Origin of the sequence: Micromonospora sp. NPDC000316, from assembly GCF_042898885.1 — a bacterium.
GTDB lineage: Bacteria > Actinomycetota > Actinomycetes > Mycobacteriales > Micromonosporaceae > Micromonospora.
On record NZ_JBIAZG010000003.1, the window covers coordinates 440951 to 462337 of the forward strand.

15 protein-coding genes are annotated in these 21387 nt (G+C 72.2%); 9 read left to right on the top strand and 6 right to left on the bottom strand.

The features are described 5' to 3' along the window. Window positions 1–57 precede the first annotated feature (57 nt). Complete coding sequence (locus ACFY2Q_RS10295) at window positions 58–456, top strand: DUF3040 domain-containing protein (protein WP_387128949.1); 399 nt, start codon at window positions 58–60, stop codon at window positions 454–456. Between the two features lie 521 nt (window positions 457–977). On the opposite strand, the gene ACFY2Q_RS10300 is transcribed toward ACFY2Q_RS10295, so the two are convergent. From ACFY2Q_RS10300 to ACFY2Q_RS10310, 3 genes are read right to left on the bottom strand one after another with little or no spacing between them, the layout of a single operon-like run. After that, window positions 978–3446 carry a transglutaminaseTgpA domain-containing protein gene (locus ACFY2Q_RS10300; protein WP_387128950.1) on the bottom strand — a complete coding sequence of 823 codons (2469 nt, stop codon included), beginning with the start codon at window positions 3444–3446 and terminating at the stop codon, window positions 978–980. Window positions 3447–3462: 16 nt separating this feature from the next. After that, window positions 3463–4761 carry a DUF58 domain-containing protein gene (locus ACFY2Q_RS10305; protein WP_387128951.1) on the bottom strand — a complete coding sequence of 433 codons (1299 nt, stop codon included), beginning with the start codon at window positions 4759–4761 and terminating at the stop codon, window positions 3463–3465. A gap of 1 nt (window position 4762) precedes the next feature. Continuing rightward, window positions 4763–5815, bottom strand: a complete 1053-nt coding sequence (locus ACFY2Q_RS10310; RefSeq protein WP_387128952.1) for an AAA family ATPase — start codon at window positions 5813–5815, stop codon at window positions 4763–4765. Window positions 5816–6244: 429 nt separating this feature from the next. Here ACFY2Q_RS10310 and leuS point away from each other — a divergent pair, with 429 nt between their 5' ends. Beyond that, on the top strand, window positions 6245–9085 hold the full coding sequence (gene leuS / locus ACFY2Q_RS10315) for a leucine--tRNA ligase (RefSeq protein ID WP_387128954.1): 2841 nt from the start codon (window positions 6245–6247) through the stop codon (window positions 9083–9085). Window positions 9086–9197: 112 nt separating this feature from the next. Here leuS and ACFY2Q_RS10320 read toward each other — a convergent pair whose 3' ends face one another. From ACFY2Q_RS10320 to ACFY2Q_RS10330, 3 genes are read right to left on the bottom strand one after another with little or no spacing between them, the layout of a single operon-like run. Beyond that, the gene (locus ACFY2Q_RS10320; RefSeq protein ID WP_387128956.1) at window positions 9198–9884 is read right to left on the bottom strand and encodes a TVP38/TMEM64 family protein; all 687 of its coding nucleotides are present in this window, start codon (window positions 9882–9884) and stop codon (window positions 9198–9200) included. After that, window positions 9881–10600 (bottom strand): type 1 glutamine amidotransferase, encoded by a 720-nt coding sequence (locus ACFY2Q_RS10325; protein ID WP_387128958.1) that lies wholly within the window; start codon window positions 10598–10600, stop codon window positions 9881–9883. Before ACFY2Q_RS10325 ends, ACFY2Q_RS10320 begins: the two co-directional genes overlap by 4 nt. Further along, window positions 10590–11837 (bottom strand): MurT ligase domain-containing protein, encoded by a 1248-nt coding sequence (locus ACFY2Q_RS10330; protein WP_387129137.1) that lies wholly within the window; start codon window positions 11835–11837, stop codon window positions 10590–10592. The genes ACFY2Q_RS10325 and ACFY2Q_RS10330 overlap by 11 nt, the downstream gene beginning before the upstream one ends. Window positions 11838–12192: 355 nt before the next feature. Between ACFY2Q_RS10330 and mraZ the strand changes: the two genes are divergently transcribed. From mraZ to mraY, 7 genes are all read left to right on the top strand, one after another. After that, entirely contained in the window at window positions 12193–12624 is a 432-nt protein-coding gene (gene mraZ / locus ACFY2Q_RS10335; RefSeq protein WP_357010975.1) for a division/cell wall cluster transcriptional repressor MraZ, read from the top strand. Window positions 12625–12828: 204 nt separating this feature from the next. Further along, on the top strand, window positions 12829–13869 hold the full coding sequence (rsmH, locus tag ACFY2Q_RS10340) for a 16S rRNA (cytosine(1402)-N(4))-methyltransferase RsmH (protein ID WP_387128961.1): 1041 nt from the start codon (window positions 12829–12831) through the stop codon (window positions 13867–13869). 59 nt (window positions 13870–13928) lie between these two features. Then, entirely contained in the window at window positions 13929–14534 is a 606-nt protein-coding gene (locus ACFY2Q_RS10345) for a hypothetical protein (RefSeq protein WP_387128963.1), read from the top strand. A gap of 3 nt (window positions 14535–14537) precedes the next feature. Continuing rightward, the gene (locus ACFY2Q_RS10350; RefSeq protein ID WP_387128965.1) at window positions 14538–16745 is read left to right on the top strand and encodes a peptidoglycan D,D-transpeptidase FtsI family protein; all 2208 of its coding nucleotides are present in this window, start codon (window positions 14538–14540) and stop codon (window positions 16743–16745) included. Window positions 16746–16797: 52 nt separating this feature from the next. Continuing rightward, window positions 16798–18357 carry a UDP-N-acetylmuramoyl-L-alanyl-D-glutamate--2,6-diaminopimelate ligase gene (locus ACFY2Q_RS10355; RefSeq protein WP_387128966.1) on the top strand — a complete coding sequence of 520 codons (1560 nt, stop codon included), beginning with the start codon at window positions 16798–16800 and terminating at the stop codon, window positions 18355–18357. Further along, window positions 18354–19751: a UDP-N-acetylmuramoyl-tripeptide--D-alanyl-D-alanine ligase gene (gene murF / locus ACFY2Q_RS10360; RefSeq protein ID WP_387128969.1), complete on the top strand. Its 1398-nt coding sequence runs from the start codon at window positions 18354–18356 to the stop codon at window positions 19749–19751. Before ACFY2Q_RS10355 ends, murF begins: the two co-directional genes overlap by 4 nt. Beyond that, window positions 19748–20878, top strand: coding sequence for a phospho-N-acetylmuramoyl-pentapeptide-transferase (mraY, locus tag ACFY2Q_RS10365; protein ID WP_387128971.1), 1131 nt, complete (start codon window positions 19748–19750; stop codon window positions 20876–20878). The genes murF and mraY overlap by 4 nt, the downstream gene beginning before the upstream one ends. Window positions 20879–21387: the final 509 nt, after the last annotated feature.

A 21387-nucleotide genomic window follows, 5' to 3' on the forward strand; every position in this document is an offset into this window, starting at 1 on the left:
GCTGCCACGGTCTGTCGGCCCGAGTGGGCCTGACCAACGTGACCGGGGAGGAGTGCCGTGCCGCTCTCGGAGCACGAGCAGCGGCTGTTCGAGCAGATCGAGCGGTCGCTTGCCGAGGACCCCAAATTCGCCTCGGCCGTGCGCGCCAGCGATCCGCGCTTCCACGCGCGGCGTCGCCTGCTCGTCGCTGCTGGCGTGATAATCGCTGGCTTGGCTCTACTGGTCTATGGCGCGGTGATCAAGACTCCACCGCTGGCGGTGGCGGGCTTTGTCGTCATGCTGGCGTCGGCCGCGTTCGCGGTGCAGTCGCACCGTAAGGCGCAGTCACCTGACCTGCACGTGGTGGGTGGCACGACGAGTCGTCGTCGTCCCCGCGGTGGCCGATCCGGTCGCCGGTCGTCGATCCTGGACCGGATGGAAGACAGGTGGCGGCAACGCCCGGAGGGCCACCGCTGAGCCCGTCCCGCCGCTGAGGCGGGCCGTACGCCGCGACGAGCGGGTCGCCGGGGACACCCCCGGCGACCACTGTGGTATCCGCGCGCCCTCTGCCGGGCGCGATCAGCGGATGCGCCTCCCTGCACGGACCGGGTCACCAACCGGACCGAGCGCTAATCGGACCGAGCGCTGACCGGACCGAGCGCTGACCGGACCGAGCGCTGACCGGACCGAGCGCTAACCGGACCGAGCGCTAACCGCCCCGAGCGCCGACCGCTCTCATTCGTGTGATTCCGCTCCGGCATCTTGATGCCGGAGCGGAATCACGCCCAATGGAGCAGCCCTCGGGGCGGCACGGTCCGCCGAATCAAGCTCAGCGGGCGCGCGGTCAGTTCTGCGACTGCGCGGTCGGTCGGGTTCAGCGGCCCGCGCCAGCCGTCAGTTCAGCGGCCGCGCCGACCGGTCAGCTCAGCGGCCGCGCCGACCGGTCAGCTCAGCGGCCGCGCCAGCCGGTCAGTTCAGCGGCCGCGCGGTCGATCTGCTCAGCGGGCCGCGCGGCTGGCCAGGATCCGACGCGGGCTCCAGCGCAGGAGCCGGTAGCGGACCCGCCCGGTCAGCGCCACCAGACGCCCGGAAGTGTCCGCCAGGCCGATCCGCCAGCGCAGCAGCACCGACGGAGGCAGCACGGCGGCGAGCAGTCGGGTACGCCGGTCCGCCCGGGTGGCGAGCGCGCCACGGACCGCGCGCACCGCCGGCAGCAGCGGTTCACCAGTCAGCGGGTCCCGCGCGTACCGGGCCCGCTCCTCCGCCCGACCGAGCAGCCGCGCCGCCCCGACCGCCGCCGTGTCGTCGGCGAGGGCGTCCCGAACAAGCCGGTCCGCGGTAGCCCGGGGCGTCTCGGTCCGGTCGACCCGGACCTTGAAGTCGACAAGCGTGTCGAGTAGTTCCGCCCAGGCGGCGTGCGCGTCCGCGCGGGCGCGGCTGGCATCCGGGCCGACCACCACCACACGTGTCCCGTCGGCCGGCTGAACCTCGCCAGTGGTGCTTGCCACCGTGGCGCTGGCCCGGCCACTCCGCCGCCTGCGCAACGCCAGTCGCCGCAGAGCCGGCGTCGCCAACAGCGCCAGCAGGGCCAGCAGGCCGGCCGCCCACCACGGCCACACCGGCGCCTGCTCGGCCGGCTGCTCACCGGCGAGGGAGAGCCCGGAGTCGGTGTCCCGGTCGGCGTTGTCCGGGCCGGCCGGCCCGGCGGACGCGTCGGGGCCCGTCGGAGTGCCAGGGGTGCCGGCGTCCGGGGTGGACGGTTCCGGCGCGTCCGTGTCCGGAGCCCAGGCCGAACGGGTCGAGCCCGGCACGCCGTACGCCGGAGTGGCGTCGAACGGCACCCAGCCGATCCCGCCGAAGTACACCTCGGTCCAGGCGTGCAGGTTGAGGTTGGTGAGCGTGTACGTGTCGCCGTCGCGCTTGCTGCCGTTGGTGAACCCGAACGCCACCCGGGCGGGGATGCCCGCCGAGCGGACCAGCCAGGCCATGGCCGCCGCGTACTGCTGGCAGTAGCCGACCTTGTTGGTCAGGAAGTTGACGATGTCCTGGCCGCTGCTGCCGCTCTCGGTGCTGAGCCGGTAGCTGAACCCGTTGTCCGACGAGAAGTGCTGGTAGATCGCCAGCACCCGGTCGTAGTCGGTGCGCTTGCCCTGGATCAGCCCCTTGACCAGTTCCTCCACCTCGGGCACCGACCCGGGGGTGGCGGTGAGCTGGCGGCGTACCGGGTGGTCGGCCGCCAGCGGTTGGGCGGCCCGCAGCGCGGCAGGCGTGTACGTCGAGCGGATGTAGTCGAAGGAGTACTTGCGGCCCCGGGAGTTCTCCCGGTTGGAGAAGACGACCTGCTGGTTGGGGTCGTAGAGCCAGTTGCTGTTCAGGTCCTCGGTGCGCACCGGCTCGGCGTACACGGGCATGAGGGACATGCTGAGGCCCTTGGTGACCTCGACGGTCGCCCGGTAGGGGGTCTGCTGCACCCCTCGGCCGGCCCTCTCGGTCGGGTCCGGCAGGTCCCGGTTGGCCGGACGGCCGCTCGGGCTGCGGGCCTGGAAACCACTCGGGCGCAGCTCGTCGGCGACCGCGTAGCGCAGGTAGAACGGGTTCGGCTCGGAGGTGGTCACCCGGACCAGGTCGGCCACTTCGGACTGGTTGAGCTGGCCGGCGAGCGAGGCGAACAGGTCGATCCGACCCGACGACACACCCGATCCGGCCCGGCCGTTGCCGTTGCCCGTGCCGCCGCCGAGCCTGTCGAGCAGCCCACCTGTCATGCCCGGCACCGCCAACGGCAGTGCCACCGCCACCACCACCCCGACCACCGCGAGCCGGCGGCCGGCCGACGCCAGCGGCGAGGCCTCCCACACGTCGACGTCGCGGCCGTCGCCGGTGAACCGGCGACCGAACCGCCGGACCCTGTCGACGTTGTCGGTGACAAGCAGCCACAGGTAGCCGGCGGCGCCCACCACGAACGGCAGCGGGGGGACGCTGTCGACGTAGACGGCGACCGGCACCGAGTAGATGGCGAGCATCGGCAGCCCGGCCAGCGCGGGCCGGCGCAGGCCCACGGCCAGCACGTCCACGAGCACGGCCACGCCGCCGACACCGAGCACGGTGATGAACAGCAGCGGGTCGGTGTCCGGAACCTTGACGCCGTACGAGCGCATGTCCTGCATCGAGCCGCCGAGCAGCTCGGCGAAGTGCCCGAACGTGGCAGGCGTGGGCAGGATGGCGAACAGTTCGGCCCCACTGGGGAACAGCCAGGTCAGTGCGAGCACGAGCGCGGCCAGCATGCCGAGCACCTGACCCCAGAGTGGTGCCCGGACCAGCCGTGTCAGGGCCGCGACCCCGGCCACCACGGCGACCGCGATGGCGGCCTGGATCAGCCACGTCCAGCTCTGGAAGATGGCCGACAGCGGCGCGGCGGCGAGAAGTGTGGCGGCGGCCGCCACCGCGCCGATGTTCCGACTGGCGATCATGAGGGGGACCTTCCGTTCATCGCACGCCGCCGGCGACCGTCTCGGCCAGCGCGGCACGCATGGCGAAGCCCTGGGAACCCCGGCCCGCCTGCGGCCAGAGCACCGGCAGCCGGCCGCCGTGGTCGACGCCGACCACACGCCAACCGCTCTGCACCATGGCGAGCACGGCGGCGCCGTGCGCGTGCTCCGCCTCGGCGCGGGCCTTCTCCGGCAGGCTGAGCCACCCGGAGCTGTTCAACAGGAACCCGACGCAGGTCGCGCCGTTGCCGCGCAGCCCGGCCAGCAGTTCGGCCTCGGCCACGCTGACCGCGCCGAACAATCCGATGATCAGACCACCGTCGGCGCGCTGCCGGACCCGTTGCACCAGGCCGGCCAGCTCGGCCCGCTGGTCCAGCCGAACCTCGGCGAGATGATCGAGCAGCACGCCGTCGCCGCCGCCCTCCGAGGCGTCCACGTCCGCCCCGGAGCCGGTGACCAGGCGCAGCTTGTAGCCGGCCTGGCGCAGATGCACGGCGATGCTCGCGGCGGCGGAGACCGCCCACTCGAAGCTCGCCGTCGGCCCGTCGCCGCGGTGGCCGTACGCGCGGGTGTCGAGCACGACAGTGGCCCGGCTCTCCCACGGCTGCTCCTCGCGGCGCACCATCAACTCCCCGGTGCGCGCTGTCGACTTCCAGTGCACCCGGCGCAGGTCGTCGCCGCGCCGGTACTCCCGGGTCGCCGCGTCGTCCTCCCCGTGCACCGCCACCGACCGGGCGCGGCTGTCGCCGCTGCCCGCGTACTCCCCGGGGAGCCGGACCGACGGCAGCGGGGTGACCTGCGGGATGACCGTCAGGTGGTCGGTGCTGGGGAAGGCCCGGGTCAGCTCGCACAGACCGAACGGGTCGGTCATCCGGACCACAAGCGGGCCCACGTCGTAGCGGCCGCGCACGTCGGCGCGGACCGTGTACGCGACCGAGCTGGCCTGGTGGGCGCCGAGCCGCTCCAGAACGACACGTGGCCGGCTGCCCAGCGCGTAGGGCAGCCGGTCCTCCAGCAGCAGCGTGCCGGTGGGCAGGCGGGACAGGTTCTGCAGGCGCAGCACCACCCGCGAGTTGGCCCCGACCGGCACCCGGTGCGGGTCCAGGGAACGGTTGCAGGCCAGCTTGTAGCGGCTGCGCCCCACGTAGGCGGCGGCCAACAGCGGAAGGATGGCCAGCAGCACGGCCACCCGGAGCAGGTCCTTCTCGCCGAGGATGACGGCCGAGAGGGCCGCCGCGACCGCGGCGGCCAGGAACGAGCGCCCGCGGGTGGTCAGCCCGCGCAGCCCGGCACGCACGTCACGGCCTCCGCGGCTCGTAGGGCGCGCGACCGTTGCCGGTGGCGGGCCGGGTGTCGTAGGGGTTGCGCTGCCTGTCGTGCGGCAGCGGCAGTCGGTGCACCAACTCGGAGACGATCGCGTCGGTGGTGCGCCGGGCAAGCTGCGCGTCGGCCGTCGGGATGATCCGGTGCGCCAGCACCGGCACCGCCAGGGCCTGCAGATCGTCGGGCAGGACGTAGTCGCGGCCCTCCAGGGCGGCGACCGCCCGAGCGGTGCGCAGCAGTTGCAGGGTCGCCCGGGGGGACGCGCCGAGGCGCAGGTCGGGGGCCTCGCGGGTGGCGGTGACCAGGTCGATGGCGTACTGCTTTACCGCGTCCGCGACGTGCACCTGCCGGACGGTGGCGATGAGCTGCCGGACGATGTTCGCGTCGGAGACCGGGCGCAGCTCGTGCAGCGGGTCGGTGGCGCCGTGCCCGTCGAGCATTGCCAGCTCGGCGTTGACGTCCGGGTAACCCATGGCGATCCGGGCCGTGAACCGGTCGCGCTGCGCCTCGGGCAGCGGGTACGTCCCCTCCATCTCGATCGGGTTCTGGGTGGCGATGACCATGAAGGGGGTCTGCAGCTGATAGGTCACGCCGTCGACGGTGACCTGGCGTTCCTCCATGCACTCCAGCAACGCCGACTGGGTCTTCGGCGACGCCCGGTTGATCTCGTCGCCGACGACAAGGTTGGCGAAGACGGCACCGGGACGGAACTCGAAGTCGTGCGTCTCCTGGTTGTAGACGCTGACGCCCGTGACGTCACTGGGCAGCAGATCGGGGGTGAACTGGATGCGCCGCACAGTGCAGTCGATGGACCGGGCGAGGGCCTTGGCCAACTTGGTCTTGCCGACGCCGGGAACGTCTTCGATGAGGAGGTGGCCCTCGGCGAGAAGGACAGCAAGGGCAAGCCGCACAGTGGCGGTCTTGCCCTCGATGACCTGCTCGATATTGGACACGATGGCCTCGCTGGCGGCACGGAACTCGTCGTGCGGCAGTAGGCCGCCCACCTCGTCCCAGGTCTGTTGTGTCACGGGCCTCCTCCTCGTCGCCGTCACGGCAGCTCTGTAGAGAGCACCTGGACCCGCCGTTGGGTTCGCGACGTCGAGCCTCGTTTGCCGCAGGATTCTCACTGGCCTCTCAGGCTAACCATGTTTGTCGTTATCGCCGACCCCCGCAGGTAGTCGGTCGGTTACGTACGGATATTCGCCAAGTTGGGGGATGGGCACGGGGTATCGCGGGCCACGGTCGGCCGGCCCGGCGACGGGGTACACTGCCGGACATGGCCGGAGTCTTCCTGCTTCTTACCGGGCCGTGCTGATGCGCTGAACGCGCGACAGCACGGCGGCCCCTCCTGCGCGAGGGGCTTTTTCGTGCCCGCCGCCGGCTCGTACCCGGCGGCGCCGAGAGGACCGGCCCGGCCCGGCGGTGCCGAGACGAAGCGAAGCAAGCGAGGAGAGACCATGAGTGAGGCAGCCGCACCGGCGGGCGACATTCCCCCGTTCCGGTACACCGCGGCCCTGGCCGACGAGATCGAAGTCCGTTGGCAGGACACCTGGGCGCGCGAGGGCACCTTCCACGCACCGAACCCGACCGGCCCGCTGGCCGACCCGACCCACCCCCGCGCCGGCGCGGAGAAGATGTACGTGCTGGACATGTTCCCGTACCCGTCCGGCGCCGGCCTGCACGTGGGCCACCCGCTGGGCTACATCGGCACCGACTGCTACGCCCGCTACCAGCGGATGGCCGGCCGGAACGTGCTGCACGCGATGGGCTTCGACGCGTTCGGCCTGCCCGCCGAGCAGTACGCGGTGCAGACCGGCACCCACCCCAGGACCACCACCGTCGCCAACATCGAGCGGTACAAGACGCAGCTGCGCCGGCTGGGGCTGGCGCACGACGAGCGGCGCTCGGTGGCGACAATCGACACCGACTTCTACCGCTGGACCCAGTGGATCTTCCTGCAGATCTTCAACTCCTGGTACGACCGCGACGCCGGCAAGGCCCGGCCCATCGCCGAGCTGATCGCCGAGTTCGAGGGTGGCAACCGGCCCACCCCGGACGGCCGGTCCTGGGCCGAGCTGAGCGTCGCCGAGCGCCGCCAGGTCGTCGACGACCACCGGCTGGCGTACGTCTCGCAGGCCCCTGTCAACTGGTGCCCCGGGCTGGGCACCGTGCTGGCCAACGAGGAGGTCACCGCCGACGGGCGCTCCGACCGGGGCAACTTCCCGGTCTTCAAGCGCAACCTGAAGCAGTGGATGATGCGGATCACCGCGTACGGTGACCGGCTGCTGGACGACCTGGACAGCCTGGACTGGCCCGAGCCGATCAAGCTGATGCAGCGCAACTGGATCGGTCGCTCCACGGGCGCGCACATCGACTTCCCGACCGCGCAGGCGCCGGTACGGGTGTTCACGACCCGGCCGGACACCATCTTCGGTGCCACCTACATGGTGCTGGCTCCCGAGCACGAGATGGTCGACGCGCTGGTGCCGGCCGCCTGGCCGCAGGACACCAGGGACGCCTGGACCGGCGGGCACGCCAGCCCCCGGGCGGCCGTCGAGGCGTACCGCAAGGCCGCGGCGGCCAAGACCGACGTCGAGCGGCAGTCCGACACCAAGGAGAAGACAGGCGTCTTCATCGGCGCGTACGCCACGAACCCGGTCACCGGCGGGCAGATCCCGATCTTCATCGCCGACTACGTGCTGGCCGGCTACGGCACCGGCGCGATCATGGCCGTGCCCGCACAGGACGAGCGGGACTGGGCGTTCGCCGAGGTCTTCGAGCTGCCCATCGTACGGACCGTGCAGCCGGCGGAGGGCTTCGACGGTAAGGCGTACACAGGTGACGGCCCGGCCATCAACAGCGCCGCGCCCGAGCGCGGCCTGGACCTGAACGGCCTGGGGGTCGCCGACGCCAAGGCGGCGACAATCGCCTGGCTGGAGGCGAACGGCCACGGCACGGGCGCGGTGACCTACCGGCTGCGGGACTGGCTGTTCTCCCGGCAGCGCTACTGGGGTGAGCCGTTCCCGATCGTCTACGACGAGTCCGGTGCGGCAATCGCCCTGCCGGAGGAGATGCTGCCGGTCGAGCTGCCGGAGGTGGACGACTTCTCGCCGAAGACGTTCGACCCGAACGACGCCGACTCCAACCCGGAGACCCCGCTGTCGCGTCGCCGCGACTGGGTCGAGGTGGAACTGGACCTGGGTGACGGGCCGAAGCGCTACACACGCGAGACCAACGTGATGCCGCAGTGGGCCGGCTCCTGCTGGTACGAGATGCGCTACCTGGACCCGACCAACTCGGAGCGGTTCGTCGATGCCGAGAACGAGCGGTACTGGATGGGTCCGCGCGCCGACGGCGACTGCGGGGGCACCGACCTGTACGTCGGTGGCGCTGAGCACGCCGTGCTGCACCTGCTGTACGCGCGGTTCTGGCACAAGGTGCTGTTCGACCTGGGGCACGTGTCGTCGTTCGAGCCGTTCCGCAAGCTGTTCAACCAGGGCATGATCCAGGCGTACGCGTACACCGACTCGCGCGGCAGCTACGTGCAGGCCGAGGAGGTCGTCGAGCGCGACGGCGCCTACTACCTGGATGACGAGGTGGTCAACCGCGAGTACGGCAAGATGGGCAAGTCCCTGAAGAACGTGGTCACCCCTGACGACATGTGCGCCGCGTACGGCGCGGACACCTTCCGGGTGTACGAGATGTCGATGGGCCCGCTGGAGGTGTCCCGCCCCTGGGAGACCCGGGCCGTGGTCGGCTCGTACCGGTTCCTGCAGCGGGTCTGGCGGGCAGTCGTCGACGAGCAGACCGGCGCGCTGCGGATCACCGAGGACCCGGCCGACGAGGCGACCCGCCGGCTGCTGCACAAGGTGATCGACGGCGTCCGTGGCGACATGGACGGCATCCGGTTCAATACGGCGATCGCCAAGCTGATCCAGCTGACCAATGGGCTGACCGGGCTGTCGGCGACGCCCCGTGAGGTGGCCGAGCCGCTGGTGCTGATGGTGGCGCCGTTCGCCCCGCACCTGGCCGAGGAGCTGTGGCGCAAGCTGGGCCACGACACCTCGCTGACGTACGCGGACTTCCCGACCGCCGACCCGGCGCTGCTGGTGTCCGACACGGTGACCTACCCGGTGCAGGTCAACGGCAAGGTCCGGGGCCGCATCGAGGTCCCCGCCGACGCCTCCGAGGAGACCGTCCGCGCGGCGGCTCTGGACGCGGTGGCCGCCACCCTGGCCGGCAAGGAACCCCGCAAGGTCATCGTCGTCGCGGGCCGAATGGTCTCCGTGGTCGTCTGACGCCCCTGTCGGCACCACGCCGAGGTGAGCGTGATGACTCAGAGACCCGAGTCATCACGCTCACCCGTTTGTCCGTCGACGGCCCGGGGCCTGCTCGGCGTGCCGCCTCGGGTCAGCCGGTCGAGCCTGCGGCAACCCGTCGTCGGGCCTGCCACCACTGGCGGACCAGCACCAGACTGGCGATCAGGCCGAGGCTCGCCGGGGCGGCGGCGTACCAGTTGATGTGGCCGGGGGAGCTGACCGCCGCGCCGATCGCGGCGTACCCGAAGGCGGTCGGCGCGGACGCGATCACGCTGCCGGCCAGGAACGGCGCCAGCCGGGCGGCGGTGGTGCCGTAGCCGTAGCTCACCAGGCCGAAGCCGGCGATCGGCAGCAACCGGACGGTGACCACGCCGAACACGGTCTGCCGCGCGAACCACCTGTCGAGGCGGGCCAGCCGGCCGCGGACCCGTTCGGCGACGAACTCCCGGCCGAGCAGCCGGCCGACGGTGAAGCCGATCGCCGCCGCCACAAGTGCGGCGCCCAGGGCGTACGCGGCACCTTCGAGGGGGCCGAAGATCGCGCCCGCGGCCAGCGTGATGAAGGTCCGGGGGACCAGCGCGACAAGCAGCAACGCTCCGCCGAGGATCGCCGCCACCGGGGCGAGGGCCCCGAGCCGGTCGTCCAGCTGGTGAAGTTGCGCCGGATCGGGTCGGGGCGCCAGGAGCAGCAGCAGCCCGCAGCCGCCGATCAGGAGGACGAGCAGGGCGAACCGGACGGCCGACGGCTGCCGGAGCAGCCGCCGGACGGCGCGGATCATGCCCGAGCGGCGGCCACTGCGGAGCGGCGCTCGTTGCGGAGCCGGTCGGACCAGGTGTCGTCCAGCGGCGGAAGCTGGTGTGCGCCGGTGGCCCAGCGCAGCAGCAGGTCGGCAAGGGCCGGGTTGCGGGCCAGCGCGGGACCGTGCGAGTAGGTGCCGAGCAGCTTGCCGCGCCAGGCGCCCTCGGTGGTGCCGTCGTTGCCCACGCCGGCGCTGACCCGAGCCAGCGGGGAGACCTCCGGGCCGAGGTGGGTGCGGCCACCGTGGTTCTCGAAGCCGGTCAGCGGGGGCAGGCCCAGCCGAGGGTCGATCTCACCGGCCAACTCCCCGACGGCCCGGCTGGGGCCACGGTCGGACTGGAGGTCCAGCAGCTCCAGGCCACGGCACTGCACGCCCTTGGCGAAGAACGAGGTGCCGAGCAGTTGGTAGCCGGCGCAGACACCGAACACCACGGCGCCCTGGGCGACCGCCCGGTGCAGGCCGCCGTCGGCGATCAGCCGCTGCGCGCCCAGCGCCTGCGGGCCGTCCTCGCCGCCGCCGACCAGGTAGATGTCGGCGGTCGCGGGCAACTGCTGGTCGGAGCGGACCTCCAACACCTCCACAGGCATGCCGCGCTGGCGGGCCCGCCGGGCCAGGATCAGCGCGTTGCCCCGATCGCCGTAGGTGGAGAGCAGGTCGGGGTAGATCCAGACGATGCGCAGGCTCTCAGTTGACACGGTCCAACTCCGCTCGGATGTCCTGGAACGCGGTGTAGTTCGCGATGACCTCCAGCCGCCCCGGCGGGACCGACCGGATGGCGTCGTCGAAGGTGCGCACGTGCTGGAACGGCACGTCGTTGACGTCCAACCGGACCGCCAGGTCGTACGCCCGGTCGCCGGTGATCAGCACCTGCCGCCCGCGCAGCGGGGCGAAGTCGACGTCGAAGAGCCAGGAGGTGTCCAGACCGTCGGGGTCGCGCGCGTTGATGGACAGCAGGGTGGGCGCGTCGTCGGCCATGTCGAACGCCTCCAGCCAACTGGCCGGGTTCTTGGCCAGCAGCAGCCGGATGTTGCGCCCGTCCTTGTCGACCTGCGCGTAGCGGCCGGCCACCGACGTGACGATGCCGAGGCGGGACACCGCGTCGACGGGGCGTACGCCGAACTCGGCGGCCACGGCCAGCGCGGTCGCCGCGTTGCCGACGTTGACCTTGCCGGGTAGCTGGAGGGACACCTTGTGCCAGGAGCCGGTGGGGTCGAGCACGCCCTCGTCCTCGACGACCCAGTGCGGCTCCGGTCGGCGCAGTGCGCAGCCGGTGCACCACCACTGGTCGCCGGAGCGCTGGATGGTGGACCCGCACTCGGGGCAGACCCAGGAGTCGTCGTGCCAGCGCTGGCCGGCGCTGAACCAGGTCACGTGCGGTGGGTTGATGCCACGGGCCGGGTCGCCCGGCGGGGTGGCGGCCCACACGACCATCGGGTCGTCGGCGTTGGCCACCACCCGTACGTCGGTGTGCCGGACCAGCGCCGCACGCCAGAGCTGCGCCATCATGGCGACCTCCTTGGCGCGGTCGAGCTGGTCGCGGGAGAGGTTGAGCAGTGCGACCACGTGCGGCTCGGTCGCCTCCAGCACCTGGGCGAGGTAGTGCTCGTCGACCTCCAGCACCGCGTACGGGGTGCTGCCGGCCTTGGCCAGCGCCGAGGTGTGCCCGCTGGGCATGTTCGCGCCGAAGGAGTTGGTGGCGACCCGCCCGAGCACGCCGACGGCGGCGGCGGTCAGACGAGTGGTGGTGGTCTTGCCGTTGGTGCCGGAGACGAGCGCGATGGCGCGCCCGGCCGACAGGTGCGCCAGCAGATCCGGGTCGATCTTGAGCCCGATCCACCCGCCGATCACGGAACCGTCGCCACGCCCGGCCGCCCGGGAGAGCGCCGCGGCGGTCCGTGACACGGAGCTGGCAACCTTCGCCCGTAGGGGCATTTTCGCGTCCGTCACGCGAGCGAGGTTACCGGACCGACAGCCCCGCCAGATCGCCGCCGACGCCGAACCGTTCGGCCGTGGCAGGTGTGTGGGCGGCTGAGTCGGCCTCCACCGGACGGAGTCGATCTATGTCGGAAAGCGGACCACGCCGGATGGGCGCTCCGGCCCTCCACTCCGCTCCACCCCTTGTGACGTGCGGTTTTGCGCGCGGATCGGCCGCGCCACGCGGGCGATTCTGGTTGCAGGTGGAGGGAAGTGGAGTAGAGTGGGGCCCAATGGTGAGGCCGGGAGGGCTCACCGGCCCGGGGGGTCAGCGGCGCCGCGAACGCCGCTTCAGGGCGAGGGGGTTGGGCCGATGTTCCTCGGCACCCATACTCCGCGCCTTGACGACAAAGGCCGGTTGATCCTTCCGGCCAAGTTTCGGGATGAACTGGCGGGGGGTGTCGTGGTCACCAAAGGGCAGGATCGCTGTCTCTATGTCTTTCCGACACCCGAGTTCCAGCGCATCGCGGAGCAGTTGCGGGCGCAGCCCATGACGCACAAGGCGGCCCGGGCCTACAGCCGGGTCTTCTTCGCCAGCGCGCACGACGAGGTTCCGGACAAGCAGGGCCGGGTGACCATTCCGGCCCACCTGCGGGAGTACGCCGCACTCGACCGGGACCTGGTCGTGATCGGCGCGAGCACGCGTGTGGAGATCTGGGACAAGGCCGCGTGGGAGACCTACCTCGCCGAGAGCGAAGACGACTTCGCCGACATCGAGGAGGGGGTGCTGCCCGGCGGTCTGTAGGGCGGATCGGCGCCCGACGTACTGCGAGATCTCCAGCCGCTTTCGAGTTCCTGGCATCCCTTCCCCGGTGCCAGGCGCACGATCCAGTCATCGGGTTCGCCCGGTGGACGGCGGGAGCGGATGGGGATCTGGCGGTACGACGGCAGCGCCGTCCGACGACAGGCACAGGAGAAAGAACGGACGTTTCAACCAGTGGGGGTCAACATGGGGGAGCTACGCGGCACGCACGTGCCGGTGCTGCTCGAGCGGTGCCTCGAGCTGCTGGCCCCCGCGCTGGGTCGAGGCGGCCGAACGGTCCACGTCGACGCGACGCTCGGCCTTGCCGGGCACGCGGAGGCGGTGCTCGAGGCGCACCCGGAGACGGTCCTGATCGGGCTCGACCGGGACACCGAGGCACTCGCCCACGCGCGGGTCCGGTTGGCGCGTTTCGCCGACCGCATCCACCTGGAGCACGCCGTCTACGACGAGTTGCCCGACGTGCTGGCCCGGCTGGGTTATCCGGGCATCGACGGGATCCTGTTCGACCTGGGTGTCTCGTCGTTGCAGCTGGACGCGCCCGACCGCGGGTTCGCCTACGCCCAGGACGCGCCACTGGACATGCGGATGGACCAGACGCGGGGGGTGACCGCCGAGGAGGTGGTCAACACCTACGCGCATCCGGACCTGGCCCGGGTGTTGCGGGTCTACGGCGAGGAGAAGTTCGCCGGCCGGATCGCCTCGGCGATCCTCCGGGAGCGGGAACGCGCCCGGATCACCTCGTCCGCGCTGCTGGCGGAGCTGGTTCGGGACTCCATTCCGGCACCAGCCCGACGAACGGGTGGACACCCGGCAAAGAGAACGTTTCAGGCTTTACGGATCGAGGTAAACAGAGAGCTGGCAGCGCTGGAAGCAGCGCTGCCGTCCGCGCTCGACGCACTGACCGTGGGCGGTCGCATGGTGGTCCTGTCCTACCACTCGCTGGAGGACCGGCTCACCAAGTTGGCGCTCGCGGACCGGGTCCGCAGTAAGGGCCCGATCGACCTCCCGGTCGAGCTTCCCGGGTCCGGTCCGACGTTCCGGCTGCTCAGCCGGGGCGCCGAGCTTCCCGGGGAGGCGGAGGTCGCCGCGAACCCGCGCGCCGCCTCGGTGCGGCTGCGGGCGGCGGAACGACTCGATCCGAACGCGACAGAGCAAGGGCGGACCGACCGCGAACGGTCCCGCCGACGGGTGAAGGGGATGCATCAACCGGGGACGGGGTCTGCGTGATCCGTGGGGGGTCCGCAGACGTCGCCCCGTAGAGGGACGGACGTTTAGGGGGAGGGGACATGAGCATTGACAAGCGCGACCGCCGGGGCAACACCGGCGGCGGGCAGCGCGCACCGCGGTCGGGGGGCCGGACCGCGGCGGAGCGAGCCACGCGCGTGGAGAACGCTACGCCACGCATTGATCGAGTCAACCGGCAGGGGGAGGCTCGCGCCCGGGGGGCGCGCGAGTTTCCGACGCAGGGCAGCGCCGCGCTGCGACCGGCCGAGAAGGCCACCGCCGCGCCCAGCGCACGCCCGCCGCGCCTGCGGGTGGCGCCGCCTCCGCCGGTGTCGGTGCCGCGCGCTCCGTTCGCGGCGCTGATCGTGGTGCTTGTCGTCGGCGGGGTGCTGGGCATCCTGGCGGTCAACACCAAGATCAACGAGAACGCGTTCCGGCTGGAGCGGTTGCAGCAGCAGCAGACCCGACTGGACCTGGAGAAGCAGCAGCTGGACAAGCAGATCGCCGACGCCGAGGCGCCGGGCAACCTGACCGCCGAGGCGCGGCGGCTGGGCCTTGTCGACGCCGGCGAGCCGGGCTACATCCGGCTGCCGGACGGCAAGACCATCGGCGTGCCGCAGCCGGCGACGGGCCAGCCGTCGGTGACCAGCCAGGGTGCGGGAGGCTGAACCGTGCCACCGAGGTCGGACGAGCCGCGCCGGGACCCCAAGGGGACCCGGCGCGGTTCTTCGCGTGACACCGGCCGCACCGACGGGGAGCCGCGCGCCGGCGAGCCGGGTATCGGGGGCATCTCCGGCGCTCGGGCGTACACCCCGAGGGGCCGGACCGTCCGCGAGGAGCGCGGCACGCCAGCGCGCAGCGGGGGCGCCGAGCAGCGGCGTACCCCGCGCAGCACCCGCTCCGGAGACCCGTTCCGGCCGGCGTTGCAGGTGCTCGACGGTGGTCGCGCCGCCGCCCGGACCGGCCGGCGTGACGCCCCGGCCGCCGGACGCGGCGGTGTGGTGCGCACGGTCGCGCCGCGCAAACCCCGTGGTCCCGGTGTCGACGAGCCGCCGCCGCGACGCCGGACCACGCCGAGGGCGCCCGGCCGCGTCAGCCGCCCGGCCGCCCGCCGGCCCTCCCGCAAGCCACCGCGCCCACCGAAGCTCGCCGACTCGCGGCTGCGGCTGCGGCTGGGCACCGCGCTCGCGCTGACGCTGTTCGCCGTCATCGGGATCCGACTGGTCTTCCTTCAGGCGGTCGACACCCCTGCCTACGCCGGGGGTGGCATCGCCGACCGGACCCGCACGGTGGAGCTGCCCGCGCCGCGCGGCGCGATCTACGACAGCACCGGCGCGCCGCTGGCCCGCAGTGTCGAGGCGCGGTACGTGTACGCCGACCCGACCGAGGTGAAGGACCCGCCCGGCGCCGCCAAGGCGCTCTCCTCCCTGCTCGGCATCCCGGCGTCGAAACTCGCGGAGCTGATGGCGCCGCGCAAACTGGAGAACGGCATCCCGTCCCGATTCGTGTACTTGGCGCGCGGGGTGGAGATCTCGACAGCCAAGCGGGTGGAGGCGCTGGAACTGCCCGGCATCGGGGTGCACCGCGACGAGCGCCGCGACGTGCCCGGCGGGGATCTGGCGGCCAACCTGATCGGCTTCACAAGCCAGGACATGGTCGGTCTGGAAGGGCTGGAGGCCCGCTACGACGAGGTGCTCGCCGGGCAGGACGGCAAGCGGGTGTACGAGGCCGGCCGCCGTGACCTCGACGCGCCGATCCCGGGCGGCTACAGCCGGACGACCCCCGCCAAGCCGGGCAGCTCGCTGACCCTCACCATCGTCCGTGACCTCCAGTTCCGTACGCAGCAGATCCTCAGCGCGGGGATGGCGAAGCATCCCGGTGGCACCGCCGCGGCGGTGGTCATCGACGTGCCCACCGGCGAGGTGCTGGCCCAGGCCAGCCACCCCACCTACGACGCCGCGAAGCCGATCCCGAGCGACCCGGTCGCCCGGGAGGACGCCGCGACGAGTTTCGTGGTCGACCCCGGCTCGGTGCACAAGGCGATCACCTACGGCGCGGCGCTCCAGGAGGGGGTGATCACCCCGGACACGACGCTGCCCATCGCGAACAGCATCAAGAAGGGCGACACCTGGTTCTCCGACACGCACTACGCCAACGGCCGGAAGATGAGCATCCCGGGGATGCTCGCCTACTCGTCGAACGTCGGCACGATCACCATCGCCGACCGGCTCGGCCCGGACCGGCTGATCGACTACCAGAAGCGGTTCGGGCTGGGCCAGCCCACCCGCGAGGGCCTGCCCGGCGAGGCCAGCGGGCGGCTCCTGCCCGCCGAGGAGTGGAGCGAATCGTCGCGCGGGTCGGTGCCGATCGGGCACAGCGTCGACGCGACGCCACTGCAGATGGCCGCCGCGTACGCCGCCATCGCCAACGACGGCACGTACGTGCAGCCGCACCTGGTCAAGGAGACGATCGACCCGGACGGCAAGCGCACACCAGGGCCGACCCCGGTGACCCGCTCGGTGCTCAGCCCGCAGAACGCGGCAGCCCTGCGCACCATGCTGGAGGCGGTCACCACTGTCGACGGCGCCACGGGCCTCGCCGCAGCGGTCCCCGGCTACCGGGTCGCGGGTAAGACCGGCACCGGGTGGCGGTTGGTGGACGGCAAGAAGCAGCCCGGCGAGGTGTCGTCCTTCATCGGCATGGCACCCGCCGAGAAGCCCCGGTACGTGATCGCGGTCTTCGTGTACGCGCCCTCCGGTGGAGGCGCGGCGACCGCCGGACCGGCCTTCCGGGACATGATGCAGTTCACGCTGCGTCACTACCGGATTCCGCCTTCCGCAAGTGGTTCGGCACCCAAGTTCGTGGTCTATCCGCGCTGAGCAGCAATGGCGGGACATCATCGGTGAGTGCCGACGAACCACCGGGGCGGCTGTGCGGCCGGAACCGGACGACGGGGTAGGGTCTGACGCCGTGCCCGGCAATCCACGTCCACGTACCGTGACCGGAGTGCGGCTCGGTGATCTCGCCGGCCGACTCGCTGTCGACCTCCCGGCGGACGCCGCCGACGTGGTCGTCACCGGAGCGACCCACGCCAGCCAGGAGGTCCGCCCCGGCGACCTGTACGCGGCGTTGCCCGGCGCCCGCCGGCACGGCGCGGAGTTCGCCGCCGGCGCTGCCGAGGCCGGCGCCGTGGCCCTGTTGACCGACCCGGCCGGCGCTGAGCTGGCGACGGGGACCGGCCTGCCCGCCCTTGTGGTGCCCGACCCGCGTGCGGTGCTCGGCGAGCTGGCGTCGGCCGTCTACGGCGACCCGACCGCCGCGCTCACCGTGATCGGCGTGACCGGCACCGCGGGCAAGACGTCCACCGCGTACCTGATCGAGTCGGGGCTGCGGGCGGCCGGGCACACCACCGGGCTGATCGGCACCGTGGAGACCCGCCTCGGCGACCTGGTGATCGACAGCGTGCGCACCACCCCCGAGGCGACGGACCTGCACGCGATGCTTGCCACCGCCCAGGAGCGGGGGGTGACAGCCGTCGTCATGGAGGTCTCCAGCCACGCGCTGGCCATGGGCCGGGTGGGCGGGGTCCGCTTCGCCGTGGGCGGCTACACCAACTTCGGCTCCGACCACCTGGACTTCCACGCCGACAGCGCCGACTACTTCGCCGCCAAGGCGCAGCTCTTCGACGGTCGGTGCGCGGTCGAGGTGCTCAACCAGGACGACCCGGCACTCAAGCCGCTGTACAAGCCGGCGACTGTCACCTATTCGGCGGCCGGCGACCAGGCCGCGACCTGGTGGGCCGACGGCGTGGGCGGCGAGGGGTACGCGCAGCGGTTCACCGCGCACGGCCCGGACGGGACGCTGGCAGCCGGGGTGGCGCTGCCCGGCCGGCACAACGTCGCCAACGCGCTGCTGGCCATCGCCGCGCTCGTGGGCGCCGGGGTCGACCCGGCGACCGCGGCGACAGGCGTGGCCGCCTGCGGTGGCGTACCCGGCCGCCTCCAGTTGGTCGACGTGGTCGGGCCGGTGCGCGGAGTCGTCGACTACGCGCACAAGGCCGACGCGATAGTCGCGGCGCTGGCAGCGCTGCGCGAGCTGAGCGCCGGCCGGTTGATCTGTGTGATCGGTGCCGGCGGAGACCGGGACCGGGGTAAGCGGCCGGTGATGGGCGCCGCCGCGGCGGAGGGGGCCGACGTGGTGCTGGTGACCGACGACAATCCGCGTACCGAGGATCCGGTGGAGATCCGCGCCGAGGTGCTCGCTGGGGCGTACGCCGCCAGCACGCCCGCCCGGATCATCGAGGTGGCCGGTCGCCGGGCCGCGATCGACGAGGCAGTCCGGCTCGCCGAGCCGGGCGACGTCATCGCGCTGCTCGGCAAGGGCCACGAGCGGGGCCAGGAGGTCGCCGGCGAGGTGCTCCCGTTCGACGACAGCGTCGAGTTGGCCGACGCGCTGCGGGCACGGTTCGGCGATCCGGCGGGTCAGCGATGATCGCCCTCAGCCTGGCCGAGGTGGCCGAGGCGGTCGACGGGCGGCTCGTGGCCGCCGACCCGGCCGCCACCGTCACCGGCTCGGTCGAATTCGACTCGCGCAAGGTGGGGCCCGGTTCGCTCTTCGTGGCCTTCCCCGGGGAGAAGGTCGACGGGCACGACTACGCGGCGACGGCGCTGGCTGCCGGCGCGGTGGCGGTGCTCGGCAGCCGCGAGGTGCCAGGGGTGCCGATGGTGCTTGTCGACGACGCCCTGGCCGCGATGGGCCGGCTGGCCCGCGCGGCGGTGGACCGGCTGCCCGAGCTGACAGTGATCGGCGTGACCGGCTCCTCGGGCAAGACCACCACGAAGGACCTGATCGGCCAGCTCACCTCCCGGCTTGGGGCCACCGTGGCGCCGCCCGGTTCGTTCAACAACGAGCTGGGGCACCCGTACACGGCGTTGCAGGCCGACCCGGGCACCCGCTACCTGGTGATGGAGAAGGGCGCCCGCGGGATCGGGCACGTCCGTTACCTGTGCGAGCTGGTGCCACCCCGGATCTCGGTGGTGCTCAACGTCGGTACGTCACACATCGGCGAGTTCGGCTCGCAGGACGCCATCGCACAGGCCAAGGGCGAGTTGGTCGAGGCGCTGCCGCCGGACGGGCTGGCCGTGCTGAACGCCGACGACCCGCGGGTGGCCGCGATGGCGAGCCGCACCAAGGCCCGGGTGGTCCGCTACGGCGAGGCGCCGGACGCCGACGTGCGCGCCGAGGACGTCACGCTCGACGAGCGCGGGCACCCGTCGTACACCCTTGTGACCCCGGAGGGACGCGCGCCGGTGCGGCTCGCGCTGACCGGCCGCCACCAGGTCGGCAACACCCTCGCCGCCGCCGCGGTCGCCCGGGAGCTGGGCATGCCGCTGGCCGAGCTGGCCACGGCGCTCGGCGAACTGGGGCTGAAGTCCACCCGGCGGATGGATGTCTTCGACAGGCCCGACGGGGTCACGATCATCGACGACTCGTACAACGCCAACCCGGCCTCGATGGCGGTCGCGCTGCGGGCGCTTGCCAGCCTCGGCGAGGGGCGGCGTACCGTCGCGGTGCTCGGTTACATGGCGGAGCTCGGCCCGTTCGAGCGGGATGGCCACCGTGAGGTCGGCCAACTCGCGGCCGAGCTTGGTGTCGACCGGCTGCTCGTGGTGGGTGAGCCGGCAGCGCCGATCCACGAAGGCGCGACAGCGGTAGCGAACTGGGGAGGAGAGTCGGTGCTGCTCACCGATCAGGCGGCGGCCGTCGAGGTGCTGCGGGGCGAGTTACGGCCGGGCGATGTCGTCCTGGTCAAGGGCTCCCGGTACCGGACTTGGGAGGTTGTCGACGCCCTGCGCGCCGACGCCGCCGGGGAGCCCACCCGATGAGGGCTGTCATCGTCGCCATCGGGGTGGCCTTCCTCGTCTCGCTCTTCTGCACCCCGATCGCGATCAAGGTGTTCACCCGGCTCAAGGCCGGTCAGCCGATCCGGTCCGACGGTCCGGCCATGCACCAGACCAAGAAGGGCACGCCCACGATGGGCGGCGTGGTCTTCATCCTGGCCACGGTGATCGCGTACGTGGCCGGACACCTCGCCCTGACGACCCTGCCGGACGCGCAGATCGCCCAGGTCGAGCCGACCATCACCGCGCTGGTGCTGCTGGGGCTGATGGTCTTCTCCGGCGCGGTCGGCTTCCTCGACGACTTCCTCAAGGTGCGCAAGCGCAACAGCGCCGGCCTGAACAAGCGCGGCAAGCTGCTCGGCCAGATTCTGGTCGGCGCGGTCTTCGGCGTGGTCGCGTTGTACTTCCCGAGCACGATGACCGACGCGTCGGGCGCGGTGACGAACACCGAGACGGTGGGCAGCACCACGCTGAGCTTCATCAGGGACATCGACGCCCTGGAAGTCAGCAAGGTCGGCGCCGTGATCATCTTCATCTTCGTGGTGATGGGCGCGACGAACGGGGTGAACCTCACCGACGGCCTGGACGGCCTGGCCACCGGCGCCTCGGTGATGGTGCTCGCCGCGTACGCGTTGATCGCGTTCTGGCAGTACCGGCACTGGTGCGCCGACCCGAGCTACACCCAGGGGCAGGAATACTGCTACGCCGTCCGCGACCCGCTGGAGATCGCGCTGATAGCCGGGGCCGCGGCCGGGGCCTGTGTGGGCTTCCTGTGGTGGAACACGTCCCCGGCGCGGATCTTCATGGGTGACACCGGCGCGCTGGGGCTGGGCGGCCTGATCGCCGGCATGGCGATGTCCACCCGCACGATCCTGCTGCTGCCGATCATCGGTGGCCTCTTCGTGATCATCACGATGTCCGTGGTGATCCAGATCATCTCCTTCCGGACTACAGGTAAACGTGTCTTCCGAATGTCGCCGTTGCAGCACCACTTCGAGTTGGCCGGCTGGAGCGAGGTCAACATCGTGGTCCGGTTCTGGATCATCGCCGGCATCGGCGTAGCCATCGCCCTAGGCCTGTTCTACAGCGAGTTCCTAGCCAACATGACCTAACCCGCTGCCCCCTCCCCGCGCCCCCCTCCCCGCGCCCCGCCCTCATTCCCCCCGCGATCTTGCACTTTCGGTCTCCCGTATGCCCCGTTGTGTGGCTTGTGTCCGGGCAGAAAGTGCAAGATCGACGGGGTGGGGCGGCCGACACGCCGGGGGTGCCGTTGTGGGCGTGCCCGGCGCGCGAAGCGGTGATGATGTCGGGGTGGGGGAGGAACGAGGCACCGAGGGCAGGACAGGCGGCCGGCCGCGGCGATCACCGGGTGTGCGGCGTACCGCTGCGGCCCCGGTGGCACCGCCCGGGCCGGACGACGAGCGTGGGCCGGAGGACCGGCGCGGCTCGGAGGACAGGCGCGGCCCGGAGGACAGGCACGGTCTGGGCCACACGCTCGGCCCGGACGGCCTGCGGGGCCCGGAGGACAGGCGCGGCCCGCACGGGTCCGGGGACACGCGGGAGACCGGCGACACGCGGGGGGCGGACAGGTCCCGTGGGGCGGTGCCGGTTGCGGCGGCGC